Below are 14704 nucleotides of genomic sequence, written 5' to 3'. Positions count from 1 at the left end.
GGCGCGAACGGGCGGCCGGTCGCGGTGGTTGCTGATCCTCGCGGCACTGATCGGATTCGTCCTCATCGTCTACGGCGGGGTGCTAGTCGCGGTGGGGGCCTTGGTGCTGACGGGCGCCATGGACCCGGGCACGGCGATCGACCGGACCGCGCTGACCTGGCATGTCGCCGTGTGGGATCTGTGGTTCCTGGTGTGGGGGGTGCTGTTCGCCCTCGCCACCATCGCCTTCCGCCGCCGGTCACCGGTGGCGGGCAGCCGGGTTTAGGGCCGAGATCGAGGTGGTGGGCGTGAGGGTGCGGGCAGCGGCTCCCCCGCGCGCCGACTTTGCTGCACGCCTTGGCCGGGGCAGCAGGGCACCAGAGCTGTGCCGGAGGCCGGGATAGGCTGCGCGGGTGACGAACCTGGACCTCGAGCCCTCCGGGCTGGCCGTGCTGACCATCGCCGCGGGCCCGTTGAATCTCTACACCCCCGACCTGCACGACGAGCTGGACGCCGCCTTGGACCGGTTGACTCCGGACACCCGGGCTCTGCTGATCCGGGCCGAGGGCAAGGTGGTCAGCGGTGGGGTCGATGTCCACCACTTCGCCGCGCAGAAGACCCCGGAACAGGCGAAGGTCCTGTTCGACCGGATGCTGGAACTGCCGAACCGCATCGCCGCACTCGAGTTCCCGACCGTCTTCGCCGCACATGGCCTGTGCCTGACGTGGGCCTTCGAGGTGGCGGTCGCCTGTGATCTCATTCTGGCCGCCGAAGGAGCGAGCTTCGGACTGGTGGAGAAGGTGGTGGGGCTGACCCCGACGATGGGCGGCACGCAGCGGCTCGCCGCCAGGGCGGGGGTGGGCCGCGCGAAGGAGTTCGTGATGACCGGGGACCGTTACCCGGCCGCCACGCTCGAGCGGTGGAACGTCGTGAACCGGGTCCTGCCCGACGAGGGCTTCGCCGGGGCGGCCCACGCCTTCGCCACCGGCCTTGCGACCGGTCCGACCCGGGCCCATGCCGCCACCAAGAAGGTCCTCGCGCATTTCGAGCGCGGCGGGGTGCCGGCGGCGAACGAGCACATCACCTCGATCGCCGCCGAGTTGTACCGCACCGAAGACCTGCGGTCCGCGGTCCGATCGTTCCTCGCCGAAGGGCCGGGCAAGGCCGCCTTCACCGGCCGCTGATGCCGTTCGCGTCACCGGCGGCGGGGGACGATCCCGCTGAATGCCGGTTCCGGGTCCGCGGGCCGCGAGCCGGCGGACCCGGGTGAGCACGCCTGCCACCGCCCTGTGAAGTCGTTCTTTTTTCTCGTATGTCAGGAAAAGTGTCATCGGCTTCCTCCTTGTCTGACGGAGTTTCGCGTCACCGTCGTCTTAGGACAGACGAGGATCCGTGCTGTCATCGTATGAGTCGGCCGGGTGTCGCAACATCTACCGAAAGATAGATTTACAGATCTCCGGCGCCGGGTACAGTCGGTTCTACGGCGATTCCGGCGCGTGGAATAAGCACTCCGCGGTCGCTCTGGTGTTTGATAACTCGATCTTGTTATCTCCGCTGTGCCCGGCGGACGTCCGTCGCCGCGCATAACCCGGGCCGGTGGCGGGTATGTGCCGGGCATGAGCAAGGTGACCGTCGCGGATCTGCGGAAGCTCCTGGAAGCCGGGGACGGAGCGAGTCTGGTTCTGGAGGGCGGGCGGATCCTCCTGGTGCCGCCGGAACAGCTCCCCGGGCACGCGGGGGCGATGACCGTCACGACCAGGGAGGACCTGCGGCAGCGGCTCGGCACGGGAGAGCCGGAGGAGCGCACGCTCCGCGAACAGGCCGAGATCCTGAACACCGGGATCGCGGAACTGGGCGCCTGAGGTTTGGCCGGGCGCGGCCGGGGTAGTCGCGGGCGGGTTCGCGACGCCGCGCGGTTCCAGCCTGCCGTGCGGCCAGGAGGGCCCGGAAGGCGCAAGCGGGCGATGCCCCTTCCGGCGGCGCTCGGTGCGGCCGAGTTGTGGACCGGGTCCGCAGGGCCTACCACTGAGGTGACGGCCACCGGGGTGATGGTCGGTGTCCTCGGTGCCGGGAGGACGGGCGAACCGAGCCGGAGGAGGAGCGATGAGGGACGAACACAGCCTTTTCGGGCCGCTCGCCGATCCGGCAGCCGACGCCGGCCACGAGGAACATCCGCCCCGCGTCGGGTTCTTCACCGACACCTCGGTCTGCATCGGCTGCAAGGCCTGCGAGGTGGCGTGCAAGGAGTGGAACAACGTGCCCGACGACGGGTTAAGTCTGCTCGGCATGTCCTTCGACAACACGGGCTCTCTGGGGGCTGACACCTGGCGTCACGTGGCCTTCATCGAACAGTCGCGGCCGCTGAGCGGTCAGGACGCGGGATTCGGTGGCCTGCCCACCGGTCCCTCCGGCAGCGAGGTCTCGGCGGGGACCGTGGCCTCCGCCCTCGAACAGGCCGAGCGGGGCGGCGGGGAACTGGGCACCTCGCCGGTCGATCTGGGCCTTCCCCGGTTCGAGCGGCCGGGCGACGCGACCGGGGCCGAGTCGCGCACCGACTTCCGGTGGCTGATGAGTTCCGACGTGTGCAAGCACTGCACGCATGCGGGTTGCCTGGACGTCTGTCCCACCGGCGCGCTGTTCCGGACGGAATTCGGCACGGTGGTGGTCCAGCAGGACATCTGCAACGGGTGCGGTTACTGCGTTTCCGGTTGCCCTTACGGTGTGATCGACCGGCGGGAGCACGACGGGCGCGCCTGGAAGTGCACCCTCTGCTACGACCGTTTGCGGGACGGCCTCGAGCCGGCCTGCGCCAAGGCCTGCCCGACCGAGTCCATCCAGTTCGGGCCGCTCGACGAACTGCGGGAGCGAGCGGCGCGGCGGCTGGCCCGGCTCCACGAGGACGGGGTGGCCGAGGCCCGGCTGTACGGTCACGACCCCGGGGACGGGGTGGGTGGTGCCGGCGCGTTCTTCCTGCTGCTGGACGAGCCGGAGGTCTACGGACTGCCACCGGATCCGGTGGTGCCGACCCGTGACCTGGCGTCGATGTGGAAATACGCGGGGATGGCCGCTTCGGCGTTCGTCGCCGCCGCCGTGTCGGTCTTCCTGGGGAGGGGAAAGCGATGAGCCGCAACGGACAGCGCGGGCAGGCGGCCGTACCGTCGGCGGAATTCCGGTCCTATTACGGCCGGGCCGTGTTGAAGACCCCGGTATGGGAATGGAAGATCCCGGCCTACCTGTTCACGGGCGGGCTGTCGGCGGGATCGGCGATGCTGGCGGCGGGCGCCGATCTCACCGGTCGCCCCGACCTGCGCCGGACGGGCAGACTCGCCGCCCTGGGAAGCCTGGTGGTCAGCACCGTGCTGCTGATCGCCGATCTCGGGCGGCCGGAACGGTTCCACCACATGCTCAGAGTGGCCAAACCCAGTTCTCCGATGAGCGTGGGCACCTGGATCCTGGTCGCCTACGGGCCGGGGGCCGGTGTCGGTGGGCTGGCCGAACTCGTGCCGAGCGGCCTGCGTCGAACCTTGCCGGGCCGGCTGCTGTGCCGGATGGCGCGTCCCGCTGGGCTGGCGGCGGCGGCCGTGGCCCCCGGTGTCGCGTCCTACACGGCGGTCCTGCTGTCGCAGACCGCGGTGCCCGCCTGGCATGAGGCGCACCCCTGCCTGCCCTTCGTGTTCACCGGATCGGCCGCGGCGAGCGGGGGCGGGCTGGGCATGGCACTGACACCCGTGGCGCAGGCCGGTCCTGCGCGGCGGCTGGCGGTGGTGGGTGCGCTGCTGGAAACCGCCGCCTCACGGATGCTCGGCCGGCAAACCGGGGTTTCGGCCGAGGCCTACTCGACCGGCCGGGCCGGGCGGCTGAAGTCCTGGGCGGAGGCGCTCACCGCCGGGGGTGCGGCAGGCACCGTCCTCGCCCGCCGCAGCCGGACCGCTGCCGTCGCGTCCGGGCTGGCGCTGCTGGCCGGTAGCGCCCTGCAGCGCTTCGCCGTCTTCGAAGCCGGAGTAGCGTCCACAAAGGACCCGAAGTACGTGGTGGTGCCGCAGCGGGAACGGGTTGACGCGGGCATCCCCGTCCGGGGAGACGACCGGGCACCGGCGGGCGGCGCCGGGTAGCGCAGGCTCGAATCGATGGCTCGGCCAGGGCCTGCGGAAACCCTGCCGGACAGCCCTTGCCGCCGAGGAGGCAGAAACGAGGGAACGACGATGGGCCAGCGCGCTGCTCACCCGCATGCACGGCACCTTCAACCTCGTTGGCGGGCTCTGAGCGGGTCTTCGGGCGCAGGCCGACCGCTGGCTGCAGCAGACCGTCGCCGGGCTGCTCGTCGCCGTGGACTGGGCGCAGTTGTCGGCAGCCGGAACGAAGAAAGGGCGGAGGCTGGCGTGGCGACTGGGCCTCGGCGCCGCCGCCACGCTGCTCGCCATCGACCTGTGCTACGCCCCCTCGGGCCGGATTTCCCGGACCTACCTGCTCGACGCGGCCCTGGAAACCGCTCTGATGGCGGTCTGGTCGCTGGACGCCCTCAGCGACTGATCCTCAGCGACTGATCAGCCCCCGACCGCCTTGCGGATCGCGTCGCGCACCCGGTCCATGATCGCCACCGGCGTGCCCAGCACCACGTTGGCCGCGGCGCCTTCCACCCCGGGGTGAGGGTGTGTCGGAGCGATCGCCTCGGCGGCGCGGACGGTGTCGGCCATGGCGATCCGGCGCTTCTCGTCGACACCCTTGTGCAGCAGGGGGAACTCCTGGCGTTCTTCGTGTGCGGCGTGGGCGAGCACATCTTCACGCAGTTCGCGGAGCAGCGTGTCGAAGCCTTCCGCCTCGGGGCCCATATCGTCCAGCGTGGCCAGCAACTCCTTGGCCCGGCGTTCCTCGCTCAGGCGCGCCTCCACCACCTTGTCCCCGCCGGGTAGCTTGCGCACCTCGGGGTGGACCAGTTCCTCTTCCGCGGTTTCGTGCACCGACAGCAGGCGCACCAGGCTGCGGAAACTCTCGGTCCGTTCGGTGCCGGTCGCCTGCTCGATCTCGCCGAACAGCCTGCGGATCTCCTGATGCTGCTGCCTGAGCAGGGCCACGACATCCTTCTGTTGCGCCACTCTGTCCTCCTCCTCGTCGTCCTCCGTCGTCCCGACGCAGGGCTGGGGATACCCGCGACGAGGCCGTCCCACACGGTTCCGCCGTCGCCTGCCCGGGTACACCCGGCGAATGAACCACCGGCACGTGCCCGACCGCAGCACCTTCGGCAGCCGCGTTGTCACGAAGGTGACCGCCTGGGTGGGGTGGGGACCGGTGATCGCCGTCGCGACCCTGCTGGTGGTGGCCTGGTCGGCCGGGTTGCTCTACGTCGGAGGCGGCCTGGACAACCAGCCCTATCAGCTCATCCTGAACTCGGTCACCTCGATCGTGACGTTCCTGATGGTGTTCGTCATCCAATCCGCGCAGAACCGGGACGGCAGGGCGATGCAGGCCAAGCTCGACGTCCAGAGCCGGGTGCTGTCGGCACTGGCGCGCCGCATGAAGCTCGACGACCCCGACGAGAACCTCGAGCTGATCGGTCTCGAAGAAGCTCCGGAACGGCATATCCAGGCCTACCAGCACCGGGTACGGAGCCGTGGCTACGTTGAGGGCGAGGAGTGAGTTCCGCCGGTGGCGCCGGGCAGGACAGGTCCGCGGCCGCTAGCGTGCACAGCCATGCGAATGCCCCGGCGGTGGTACGACGAGGGTGAGGACCCCGACTACCGGTTCACCCTGGCGAACGAGCGCACCTTCCTGGCCTGGCTGCGGACCGGCCTGGCCCTCGTGGGCGGCGCGATCGTGCTGGCCCAGCTGGTCCCGCCGTTCACCATCGCCGGGCTGCGGACCGGCCTGGCCGCCCTGCTGGCCCTGTCGGGCACACTGCTGTCGGCCTTTTCCTACCGGAGATGGGCCCGGGTGCAGTGGGCGATGCGCACCCAGAAGCCACTGCCGGCGACCCGCCTGCCCATCGTCATCGGCTGGGTGGCCGCGGCGGCCGGCCTCGTCGTGCTGCTCGTCGTGCTGATCAGGCCGCTATGACTCCCCGTGATCCCGGTCTGCAACCCGAGCGGACCGCACTGGCCTGGCACCGGACGGCCCTCGGCGCGGCCGTGCTGACCGTGCTGCTGGTGCGTCATGGCGCGGTCGTCCGCGCCCCGCTGGAACTGGCCGCCGGGGGCTTCACCTTCCTGACCGCCCTGTTCGCCGCGCTCACCTCGCGCACCGTCCGGAGCGGCATCGCGCCCCGGCGGCAGCTGCTCCTGGTCACCGGGACCCTGGTGGCGGCCGGGTTGCTCATCACAGGCCAACTGGTCATCCGGTGAGCTCAGGACGGGTGCCGCCGCAGCCGGACACGGTAGGAGTAGTGCTCAGGGAGGAAGTGGCTGATCGCGAGCTCGACCGGTACGCCCGCCGAGGAAAGATAGAGCCGGTCGATGCGGAGCAGCGCGCGATCCCGTCCGCACCCGAGGCGTTCGGCGACCTCCACCGAGGCATGCCCGACGGTGACGCTCTGCTCGGCCTCCACGATCGGATCCTTCAGCCTGCCCTCCAGCAGGCCGATGACGGTCGCGCTGCTGTGCGCGCCCGGAGCCGACACCTCCGGCACCGCTTCGAGCAGCTTCCCGATCGCGGGCGGCAGGAACACCGTGGTCAGGCAGAACGGGACGTTCTCGTGCACTCGGAGGAAGGCCAGCTGGTGCACGCCATCGGTGGGCAGCCGCAGCCGGCCGGCCGCGTCCACGTCGATCCTGCGGTGCAGCGGCGTCACCAGGCGCATGCTCGTGTCCAGTGACAGGCCCATCAGGTCCTCGATCGACCCGAACTGCCGCAGGTAGCGCTCCGAGGCGGGGGCGGCGAACGTGCCGCGCCCCGGCACGCGATGGACGATCCCGTCGGCGACGAGGTCCTGGAAGGCCCGCCGCACCGTCTGGCGGCTCACCCCGTGCTGTCCGGCGAGTTCGGCCTCCGTGGGCAGGCGCACGCCGTCGGGGAACTCGTGACGCAGGATGGCTTCCCGCAGTTCCCGGGCCAGCCGCAGGTAGGCGCTCTCCCGCATCAGACTTCCAGACCACCGCGGCTGACCAGCTGGCGGGCGATCACACCGCGCTGGATCTCGTTGGTGCCTTCCCCGACGATCACCAGCGGTGCGTCCCGGAAGTAGCGCTCCACGTCGAACCCGGTCGAATAGCCGTACCCGCCGTGGATGCGCACCGCGTCCAGCACGATCTGCAGGGCGGTTTCGGAGGCGAAAAGCTCGGCCATGCCCGCTTCCATGTCCACCCGTCGCCCCGCGTCGGCCTCGCGGGCGGCGGTGCCGCCGAACTCCTCGGGCACGGCCAGGCCGAAGACGCCCAGCGCCTTCATTTCGTCGATCGGCCGCTCGGGGTAGGTGTCGGCGTGCTCCAGCTCCCGCACCACCGGCCGGACCTGTTCGTCGACCCAGGCGCGGATCGTTTCGACCATGAGCCGCTCGTCCGCGGAGAGGCTGTCGAGGGTGCCCATTGCGTATTTGTACGGCCATGGGACATTCGTGGTCAACACCTTGCCGCAGAGGGAAGCTTGACGATCGGTGTCGCTGCGAACAAGACTGTCCGGGACCTTTGTGCGGCCGAATCGAGGGAGCGACATGGCGCTGGGTGAGCATCTGGAGTCCTGGCGGCCGGAACCGGTCACCACCGTCGACGACATGCTGCCCGGACCGGTCGCCGCGATGTCGGCGGTGCTCGACCAGCCGATCCCGGCGGGACCGCTCCCGCCGCTGTGGCACTGGTTGTACTTCCTCGACTGGCCCTTGCAGCGCGAACTCGGCGAGGACGGCCATCCCCGCGAGGGCCACTTCCTCCCGCCGATCCCGGACCGGCGCCGGATGATCGCCGGGGGCAGGCTGAAGGTGCGGGAGCCGCTCGAACTCGGCGTGGAGGCCGAGCGGGTGAGCCGGCTGGGCGAGGTCACGGTCAAGCAGGGCAGTACCGGCGAGATGGTGTTCGTGACCGTGCGCCACGAGATCAGCCAGGGTGGGCGGCTGCGGCTCGTGGAGGACCAGGATGTCGTCTACCGCTCCGGCGAGGACGAGCGCCGCAAGGCGATGCTGACCAGGAGCACCACCGAAGCTCCCGCGGCCGACGAGCGCTGGCAGAAGGAGCTGCGGCCGGACACCCGCCTGCTCTTCCGGTTCAGCGCGCTGACCGCGAACGCCCACCGCATCCACTACGACGAGCCGTACGTGCGGGACGTGGAAGGCTATCCGGGACTGGTCGTGCACGGCCCGCTGCTGGTGCTGCTGATGCTGGAACTGGTCCGCGACCGGCCGGTGCGGTCGGTCGCGTTCCGGCTCCGCAGGCCGGTTTTCGCCGGGGAGCACCTGCGGTTGCTGGGATCCCCGGGCCTGGAAGGGGCAGGTCTGCGGGTCGCCACCGCTCGTGAAGACCGCCACGCCACGGCCGAAGTGGGGTTCGCGTGACCAGCGCGCTCGCTCAGCTCGTCACGGTCCTGTTCGTGCCGGGCCACCGGCCGGAACGCTTCGGCAAGGCCGCGGCCTCCGGGGCCGGCGCGGTGATCCTGGATCTGGAAGACGCGGTCGCCGAAGCAGACAAGGAAAAGGCGCGAGCCGCCGTCGCCTCGTGGCTGTCGGCGGGCGGCGAGGCCGTGGTGCGGATCAACCCGCCGGGCACTCCGTGGTACGAGGACGACCTGGAGGTCGCCAGGGCGCACCGGTGCCCGGTGATGCTGCCGAAGGCCGAGGATCCGCGGGCCATCGCCGCGCTCGGCCTGCCGGTGATCCCGCTGGTGGAAACCGCTTCCGGGATCGAAGACGCCACGGCGGTCTGCCGCGCGGGCAACGTCGTCCGGGTCGCGTTCGGCAGCGTCGACCTGGCCACCGAACTCGGTGTCCGCCACGACGACACCCTGGCCCTGGCCTTCGCGCGCTCGCGGCTGGTGATCGCCAGCGCGGCCGCCGGCCTCGCGCCGCCCCTGGACGGGGTGACCACCGACCTGACCGGAACCGCCGTGCTCGAGGCGGACGTCGAGCACGCGCGAAGGCTCGGCTTCGGCGGGAAGCTCTGTGTCCATCCGAAGCAGATCGACGTGGTGGCGCGGGGTTTCGCACCCACGGACGCGGAACTGGACTGGGCAAGGCGCGTGGTCGGTGCCGCCGATTCGGTGTCTACTGTGGACGGACAGATGGTGGACCTGCCGGTGCTCGAACGCGCGCGACGGCTGCTCGCGCGGGGATGACGGGGTTCAGTCGCCGGTGATCCGTGCCCTGCCGAGCACGTGCGGTGACATCGGGACCGCCGGTGCCGGGAAGCGGAGGTAGCGTGCCTCGGTCACGGTGAAGCCGGACTCGGCGATCGTCTCGTCGGTCGGGCGCACCAGGTGGCAGCCACCGGAGAAATGGGGCCACAGCACGTCGGCGAACCGCTGGTACCGCGCGAAATGCCGGTCATGGGAGCGGATGTGTTCGTAGAACCGCAGTTCCCCGTCCTCGCGCAGCACGCGCCGGATCTCCGCCAGCGCCGTGGGCACGTCCCGCACCGAACACAGCACCAGCGACGTGACCGCGACATCGAACGAGGAGCCGGCGGTGGGCAACGCCTCGGCCGTGCCATCGGCGACGGTCACCGGTATCGGGGCGGATCGTGCCGCCCGTTCGGCCCGTGCCCGCAGGGTCGGCTCCGGTTCGACTGCCAGCACCTCGGTCACCGTGGCGGGATAGTGCGGGAAGTTCGCCCCGTGCCCGGCGCCGATTTCGATCACGCGGCCGGTGGCGCCGGCGAGCAGTTCCCGGCGGTGTTCCGCCGCGCCCGCCGCTTCGGCCCAGGTGGCGAGCCGGGGGTAGACCCTGGCGAACACGGAATGCTTCACGGCGTCCTCGTTCCGGTGGCTGCTCGGTGGTGGCGGCAGCCGCAGGATAACCACTGCGGCGTTCCGGTGAACCTCCGGCGAGGGGCATGGCCACGGTCTGGACATCGTGCTCGCCGCGGTGCTGTGCCTGTTCCTTCGGCAGCGAATCGCCCCGTTCACCACGGCGGCCGCGCCCTTCCCGGTGGACGTCGCGAGCGGGACGGCAGAGACGGCCCGACAATGACCAGAAGGCGCCCGCCGAAGGAGGAGCGACTCAAGGAGGTTCGACAATGGCCGGTCACACCTATCGCGTCACCGAGATCGTGGGCTCTTCCGGCGAGAGCATCGAAGACGCGATCCGCGGCGGGATCGAGCGTGCCGCGCAGACCCTGCGCGAGCTCGACTGGTTCGAGGTCACCGAGATCCGGGGCCACCTGGAGAACGGTGCCGTGGGGCACTTCCAGGTGGGCATGAAGGTCGGTTTCCGGCTCGAGGAACCCGGGGAGTCCGAAGAATCCGGATGAGCAGGGTCAGTCCCCGTCGAAGGACAGCGGCTGGGTGCGCCGGGGAATGAGCAGCAGCGCCGCGGTGCCGAGCACGGCCACGACCACCAGGCTCACGAAGACGTGGTGAGTCGCCGCCGCCAGGGAGTCGCGGACGTATCCGGCCACCGCGGGCACCTCCGCCTGGGCATGCCCGCCGAGGACGAGACTGGTCGCGTCGACGCCGTCCGGGAGCCGTCCGGCGACCGGTGCCGGCGGGTGGGCGAAGCGGTCGGCCAGGGTGGCATTGGCGATGGCGCCGAAGACCGCGACCCCCACCGCGCTGCCGAGCGAGCGGCTGAACATGTTCGTCCCCGTGACCACGCCGCGCCGGGCCCAGCCGACCACCGACTGCACGGCCACCAGTGTGGGGCTGGAGAACAGGCCGAGTCCGGCGCCGAGCACGAACGCCGCGCCCGCGACGGCGGGCACCGGGGTGTGCGTACCGAGCAGGGTGGCGGTCAGTACGGCGCCGGTCAGCACGAGCCCGCCGCCGATCAGCGCGGTGTCGCGGAAGCCGATGCGCAGGTAGAGCCGTCCGGCGAAACTGGCGGAAAGCGGCCAGCCGAGGGTGAGCGCGGCGAGGGCGAACCCGGCGACCACGGCGTCGGTGCCGAGCACCCCTTCGACGTAGGTCGGCAGGTAGGAGCTGAGGCCGATGGTCAGTGCACCGACGGTGAGCGCGACGAGATTGCCGCCGGCCAGGACGCGGCGCCCGAACACCCACAACGGGAGGACGGGTTCGGTGGCCCGGCGCTCGGCGAAGAAGAACGCGATCAGGGCCACCGCGGCCAGTACGAAGATCACCACGCTCGGCGCGGACTGCCACCGCCAGGCGACACCGCCTTCGAGCAGCCCGAGGATGACCAGCGTGAAACCGGCGGTGAGCAGGGCGGCGCCGGGGTAGTCGACGCGGTGCGGGCGGCGGGGCACGTTTTCGGTGAAGTGCCGGGCGAGCATCCACAGGGCGAGGGCGCCGAGCGGAAGGTTGACGAAGAAGATCAGCCGCCAGGACGAATACTGCGAGAACAGCCCGCCGAGGGTGGGACCGACCACGGAGGCGACGCCCCACACGCTCGCGACGTAACCCTGGACGCGGGCGCGTTCCTCGACCGTGTACAGGTCGCCCACCATGGTGATGCTCATGGGCTGGACGGCACCGGCGCCGATGCCCTGCACCGCTCGCGCGAGGATCAGCGTGGGCATGCTCCACGCCGCGCCGCACAGCACCGAGCCGATCAGGAACACCACGATGCCGAACACCATCAGCGGTTTGCGCCCGAACGAGTCAGCGAACTTCCCGTACAGCGGCACGGTGACCGCCTGGGTGAGCAGGTAGACCGAAAACAGCCACGGGAACTGGGAGAACCCGCCGAGGTCCCGCACGATCGAGGGCACCGCCGTGGCGAGGATGGTCGAATCGAGCGCCACCAGCCCGGTGCTGAGCATGATCGAAGCCAGTACCGGTCCGCGTTCCGAGCGGAGTCCGACTCCCTGGACCGTTGTCACCGTTGCCCCCCTTTTGCCGTCGGCCTCACCGAAGGGCAGCAACTCGTTCGCCAGGCGAATCATTCCCGTGCGGGGATCACCGGGGGGTCAGCCGGAGGTGGCATACAGCTTCTTGAGGCCGGTCAGGTCGCCCAGTGCCAGGAGCCGTTCCGTGGTGTCGCACGGCCGGGTGGCCGGGCTCATCGTCTCCGTCCCGTGCTGCGACTGGTCGACGTGGGCGAGCCCGGCCGTGTGCCCGCGCTCGTGGGTCGCCACGCTCTGCAGGTCGTAGGCGCCGAGGCAGGCGGCGGGCGGGGTAGTGAACCAGTGGTGCACGCTGTTGTCGATCATCAGGTCGGACGACAGCACCGCTCCGGTCGAAGCGTTGTAGTACACGCAGGTGTAGGCCAGGTACGAGGGCGGGAGCCGGCCCCAGCTGGTCACGCTGTAGCCGTCGTCGCCGGTGCACGCCCCGGACGGGCTGATCCCGGCGGTGCGGGTGGTGGTGCCGAGGTAGCGCTGCGAGGTGCCGAGCGCGGCGGGAAGGCCGCACCGGTTGTGCCCGGCCAGCACGGTCTGCGTCGCGGTCTGGATCGTGGGCAGGGCGGTGTCGGCGACCTCGGGCGGCGCGCCCGCCGGGTTGTAGTACCACTGATAGGGGCCGGTCAGATGCCAGGGCGCGAGGGCGTAGGCCGGGTCGGTGCAGGCATCCCTGGCGTCGAAGGAGGCCAGTGCCGCGGCGGCCGGGGTCCCGGCGAGGATCGCCTCCGCCACCACCACGATCCGCACACCCCGCGAGGCGTGCAGGCCCGTCGCGAACGTGCACAGCACGATCACCAGGACCAGTGGCAGCGTCTTGCGCGGCATCATCCGTCCTTCCTGGGCGGGCAAAGGGGATTTCGGGCTCACGGCGGTTCGGCGCCTGTCTCCAGCTTCGAGGTGACCCGGTGCTGTCCGGTGTGCCGTTGAGGTGCCGTTCGGTAGCCGCGCCGTGCGGATGTGGTGACGGAAGGGCCGTACGGTCGGGCTCTGTCAGGGATCACCGAGGGAGAGCGCCCGTGCCGGGACCGAGCGATCACGACCCCGGTGCCGCGGCTGCGGCCGCGGCACCCGCCGCAGCGCTGGTCATCGACCGCCGGGGATGTCTGGTGTTCGCCAACGGCACCTTCGGGGAGCTGTCCGGCACCGGGGTCCGGCAGTGGCGGGGCGCGCCGGAAGACGCGGCGCTGAAGGCGATCGCGGCGCGCTGCCGGGACGAGGAGAGCGCCTACCGGCGGCTCGCGGCGGTCCGGGAACGCGGCCAGGGCTCCGAGGTCCTCGATCTCGGGGCGAACCGGGTGGTCTCCACGCGGGAACCGCTGCCCGGCACGGACAGCGAACTGGGCGCGCTGTGGCTGTTCACCGAGCCGCCCTGCCCGGCGGAACAGCAGAACCACCTGCTCGCCACGGTGGCGCACGAGTTTCACACGCCGTTGACGGCGTTGCTCAGCTTCGCCGAGTTGCTCGCGGACGCACGGCTCGGCCCGCTGAGCGTGGATCAGCGTTCGGCGGCCGAGGCGATCAACCGCAACGCCGAGCGGCTGCTGCGCCTGGTCGACGATCTCCTGCTGCTTGCCCGGTTGGAGAGCAGGCGGTTACCGCTGCGGTTCGTGGAGGTGGACGTGCCCTCGCTGGTCCGGGCCGCGGTGGTCGACCGTGGCCCGGAGTCCGCCGAGCGCGGGATCGAGTTGCGGTGCGTGACCTCGGCCGGGCCACCAGTCGCGGGCGACCCGGCGCGGCTGCACCAGGTGCTGGGCAACGTGCTCGGCAACGCCGTGAAGTACGGGGCCGCCAACAGCCGTGTCCGGGTGGAGGCCGCCTGCACCGAAGACCGGTGGACGATCGAGGTCGCCGACTCGGGGATGGGCATCCCGGCCGAGGAACTGGACCGGATCACCCGCGGTTTCGAACGGGGATCCAACGCGGTACTCGCCGGGATCTCGGGCAGCGGGCTCGGCCTTGCGGTGTCGAAGGAACTGGTGGAGTCGCACGGCGGCACTCTCGAGGTGGTCAGCGTGCTCGACGTGGGCACGACCGTGCGGATCGTGCTTCCCTCCGACCATCGAGACGGGAAGGGCCGCTCGTGAAAAAGGTGCTGGCGATCGAGGACGAGCCCGACATCACCTTCGCGCTCAGGCTGCTGTTCGAACGGGCCGGGTATGCCTTCTGCGGTGCGGCGGACGGGCGTTCGGGGCTGCGGCTGGTCCGCGAGCAGCGTCCGGACCTGGTGGTGCTCGACATCGAACTGCCGTTGCTGGACGGCTGGACGGTGCTGGAGCACATCCGGGACCTGGGCGAGATACCGGTGCTGGTGCTCTCGGCGCATGCCGGGCAGACCGACAAGGTGCGCGGGCTGCGCGCGGGCGCCGACGACTACGTGACGAAACCCTTTGCGAACGAAGAACTTCTGGCCCGGGCGGAGGCGCTGCTGCGCCGCGCCGGCGCACCGCGCCGCCCGCCCGGATCGTGGGGTGACGATTTCGACGACGGGGTGGTGCGGATCGACGGGCGGACCCGGCTGGTGTCGGTGGCGTCGCCCGCCGGGCCGCGCACGGCCGAGTTGACCAACATCGAGTTCCGGTTACTGCGCACCCTGGTCCGGCACCGCGGGGCCGTGCTGTCGGCGACGCAGCTGCTCGCGCACGCCTGGGACGACCCGTCGGGCATCGGCCCGGAGCGGGTGAAGTTCGCGGTGCTGCGGCTGCGCCGGAAGCTGGGCTGGGACAGCGCGAATTCGCCGATCCGCGCCGTCCGGGGAGTGGGGTACCGCTACGTGGCGGGTGCCGGCACTCCGGGGG

Annotated in this window: 18 protein-coding genes and 3 pseudogenes; 14 read left to right on the top strand and 7 right to left on the bottom strand. The window is 71.0% G+C overall.

Annotated elements, in window-relative coordinates; translation table 11 throughout:
- The 6 genes and pseudogenes from FNH05_RS38085 to FNH05_RS15985 form a co-directional block, all read left to right on the top strand.
- A pseudogene (locus tag FNH05_RS38085) lies at positions 1–265 on the top strand (hypothetical protein); the annotation flags it as partial.
- 127 nt (positions 266–392) lie between these two features.
- Positions 393–1163, top strand: a complete 771-nt coding sequence (locus tag FNH05_RS16005; RefSeq protein ID WP_144588970.1) for an enoyl-CoA hydratase/isomerase family protein — start codon at positions 393–395, stop codon at positions 1161–1163.
- Positions 1164–1595: 432 nt separating this feature from the next.
- Positions 1596–1841 (top strand): hypothetical protein, encoded by a 246-nt coding sequence (locus FNH05_RS16000; RefSeq protein ID WP_144588968.1) that lies wholly within the window; start codon positions 1596–1598, stop codon positions 1839–1841.
- 241 nt (positions 1842–2082) lie between these two features.
- Complete coding sequence (locus FNH05_RS15995) at positions 2083–3102, top strand: 4Fe-4S dicluster domain-containing protein (protein WP_144588967.1); 1020 nt, start codon at positions 2083–2085, stop codon at positions 3100–3102.
- Complete coding sequence (gene nrfD / locus FNH05_RS15990; protein WP_144588965.1) at positions 3099–4091, top strand: NrfD/PsrC family molybdoenzyme membrane anchor subunit; 993 nt, start codon at positions 3099–3101, stop codon at positions 4089–4091. The genes FNH05_RS15995 and nrfD overlap by 4 nt, the downstream gene beginning before the upstream one ends.
- 214 nt (positions 4092–4305) lie before the next feature.
- Positions 4306–4509: a hypothetical protein gene (locus FNH05_RS15985; RefSeq protein WP_144588963.1), complete on the top strand. Its 204-nt coding sequence runs from the start codon at positions 4306–4308 to the stop codon at positions 4507–4509.
- A 14-nt stretch (positions 4510–4523) separates the two neighbouring features.
- Here the strand turns inward: FNH05_RS15985 and FNH05_RS15980 are convergent, their stop codons facing one another.
- Positions 4524–5072, bottom strand: coding sequence for a hemerythrin domain-containing protein (locus FNH05_RS15980; RefSeq protein ID WP_144588961.1), 549 nt, complete (start codon positions 5070–5072; stop codon positions 4524–4526).
- A gap of 109 nt (positions 5073–5181) precedes the next feature.
- Between FNH05_RS15980 and FNH05_RS15975 the strand changes: the two genes are divergently transcribed.
- From FNH05_RS15975 to FNH05_RS15965, 3 genes are read left to right on the top strand one after another with little or no spacing between them, the layout of a single operon-like run.
- A complete protein-coding gene (locus FNH05_RS15975) occupies positions 5182–5613 on the top strand; it encodes a low affinity iron permease family protein (protein ID WP_144588959.1) in 432 nt (143 codons plus the stop codon).
- A 54-nt stretch (positions 5614–5667) separates the two neighbouring features.
- Positions 5668–6030 (top strand): YidH family protein, encoded by a 363-nt coding sequence (locus FNH05_RS15970; RefSeq protein ID WP_342781564.1) that lies wholly within the window; start codon positions 5668–5670, stop codon positions 6028–6030.
- A complete protein-coding gene (locus tag FNH05_RS15965; protein ID WP_144588957.1) occupies positions 6027–6314 on the top strand; it encodes a DUF202 domain-containing protein in 288 nt (95 codons plus the stop codon). Before FNH05_RS15970 ends, FNH05_RS15965 begins: the two co-directional genes overlap by 4 nt.
- Before the next feature lie 2 nt (positions 6315–6316).
- On the opposite strand, the gene FNH05_RS15960 is transcribed toward FNH05_RS15965, so the two are convergent.
- From FNH05_RS15960 to FNH05_RS39755, 3 genes and pseudogenes are all read right to left on the bottom strand, one after another.
- Entirely contained in the window at positions 6317–7048 is a 732-nt protein-coding gene (locus FNH05_RS15960; RefSeq protein ID WP_144588955.1) for a GntR family transcriptional regulator, read from the bottom strand.
- Positions 7048–7302: pseudogene (locus tag FNH05_RS39295) on the bottom strand (acyl-CoA dehydrogenase family protein); the annotation flags it as partial. The pseudogene FNH05_RS39295 and the gene FNH05_RS15960, both read right to left, overlap by 1 nt.
- Before the next feature lie 6 nt (positions 7303–7308).
- Positions 7309–7494 (bottom strand): annotated as a pseudogene (locus FNH05_RS39755) (acyl-CoA dehydrogenase family protein); the annotation flags it as partial.
- Between the two features lie 124 nt (positions 7495–7618).
- Between FNH05_RS39755 and FNH05_RS15950 the strand changes: the two are divergent.
- Positions 7619–8452, top strand: a complete 834-nt coding sequence (locus FNH05_RS15950) for an HTD2 family dehydratase (RefSeq protein ID WP_144588951.1) — start codon at positions 7619–7621, stop codon at positions 8450–8452.
- Positions 8449–9228 (top strand): HpcH/HpaI aldolase/citrate lyase family protein, encoded by a 780-nt coding sequence (locus FNH05_RS15945; RefSeq protein ID WP_144588949.1) that lies wholly within the window; start codon positions 8449–8451, stop codon positions 9226–9228. The genes FNH05_RS15950 and FNH05_RS15945 overlap by 4 nt, the downstream gene beginning before the upstream one ends.
- Before the next feature lie 6 nt (positions 9229–9234).
- Here the strand turns inward: FNH05_RS15945 and FNH05_RS15940 are convergent, their stop codons facing one another.
- Positions 9235–9858: a class I SAM-dependent methyltransferase gene (locus tag FNH05_RS15940; protein ID WP_246127768.1), complete on the bottom strand. Its 624-nt coding sequence runs from the start codon at positions 9856–9858 to the stop codon at positions 9235–9237.
- A gap of 269 nt (positions 9859–10127) precedes the next feature.
- Here FNH05_RS15940 and FNH05_RS15935 point away from each other — a divergent pair, with 269 nt between their 5' ends.
- Positions 10128–10361 (top strand): dodecin, encoded by a 234-nt coding sequence (locus tag FNH05_RS15935; protein WP_144588945.1) that lies wholly within the window; start codon positions 10128–10130, stop codon positions 10359–10361.
- A 6-nt stretch (positions 10362–10367) separates the two neighbouring features.
- On the opposite strand, the gene FNH05_RS15930 is transcribed toward FNH05_RS15935, so the two are convergent.
- The gene (locus FNH05_RS15930) at positions 10368–11888 is read right to left on the bottom strand and encodes an MDR family MFS transporter (RefSeq protein WP_246127767.1); all 1521 of its coding nucleotides are present in this window, start codon (positions 11886–11888) and stop codon (positions 10368–10370) included.
- An 87-nt stretch (positions 11889–11975) separates the two neighbouring features.
- Entirely contained in the window at positions 11976–12737 is a 762-nt protein-coding gene (locus tag FNH05_RS15925; RefSeq protein WP_144588941.1) for a matrixin family metalloprotease, read from the bottom strand.
- Between the two features lie 188 nt (positions 12738–12925).
- On the opposite strand from FNH05_RS15925, the gene FNH05_RS15920 reads away from it, so the two are divergent.
- Positions 12926–13993 (top strand): sensor histidine kinase, encoded by a 1068-nt coding sequence (locus FNH05_RS15920; RefSeq protein ID WP_144588939.1) that lies wholly within the window; start codon positions 12926–12928, stop codon positions 13991–13993.
- A partial coding sequence (locus tag FNH05_RS15915; RefSeq protein WP_144588937.1) for a response regulator transcription factor occupies positions 13990–14704 on the top strand: 715 nt, incomplete at its 3' end. The genes FNH05_RS15920 and FNH05_RS15915, both read left to right, overlap by 4 nt.

Source organism: Amycolatopsis rhizosphaerae (assembly GCF_007713715.1).
GTDB classification, from domain to species: domain Bacteria; phylum Actinomycetota; class Actinomycetes; order Mycobacteriales; family Pseudonocardiaceae; genus Amycolatopsis_E; species Amycolatopsis_E rhizosphaerae.
This window is presented reverse-complemented; position numbering and strand designations above follow the sequence as displayed.

What these genes read in the sequence shown, in the direction of transcription:
- FNH05_RS15970 (WP_342781564.1), top strand. Translation starts at nt 5,668, where the DNA reads ATGCGAATGCCCCGGCGGTGGTACGACGAGGGTGAGGACCCCGACTAC.
- FNH05_RS15960 (WP_144588955.1), bottom strand. Translation starts at nt 7,048, where the DNA reads ATGCGGGAGAGCGCCTACCTGCGGCTGGCCCGGGAACTGCGGGAAGCC.
- FNH05_RS15995 (WP_144588967.1), top strand. Translation starts at nt 2,083, where the DNA reads ATGAGGGACGAACACAGCCTTTTCGGGCCGCTCGCCGATCCGGCAGCC.
- FNH05_RS16000 (WP_144588968.1), top strand. Translation starts at nt 1,596, where the DNA reads ATGAGCAAGGTGACCGTCGCGGATCTGCGGAAGCTCCTGGAAGCCGGG.
- FNH05_RS15965 (WP_144588957.1), top strand. Translation starts at nt 6,027, where the DNA reads ATGACTCCCCGTGATCCCGGTCTGCAACCCGAGCGGACCGCACTGGCC.
- FNH05_RS15975 (WP_144588959.1), top strand. Translation starts at nt 5,182, where the DNA reads ATGAACCACCGGCACGTGCCCGACCGCAGCACCTTCGGCAGCCGCGTT.
- nrfD (WP_144588965.1), top strand. Translation starts at nt 3,099, where the DNA reads ATGAGCCGCAACGGACAGCGCGGGCAGGCGGCCGTACCGTCGGCGGAA.
- FNH05_RS15925 (WP_144588941.1), bottom strand. Translation starts at nt 12,737, where the DNA reads ATGATGCCGCGCAAGACGCTGCCACTGGTCCTGGTGATCGTGCTGTGC.
- FNH05_RS15950 (WP_144588951.1), top strand. Translation starts at nt 7,619, where the DNA reads ATGGCGCTGGGTGAGCATCTGGAGTCCTGGCGGCCGGAACCGGTCACC.
- FNH05_RS15935 (WP_144588945.1), top strand. Translation starts at nt 10,128, where the DNA reads ATGGCCGGTCACACCTATCGCGTCACCGAGATCGTGGGCTCTTCCGGC.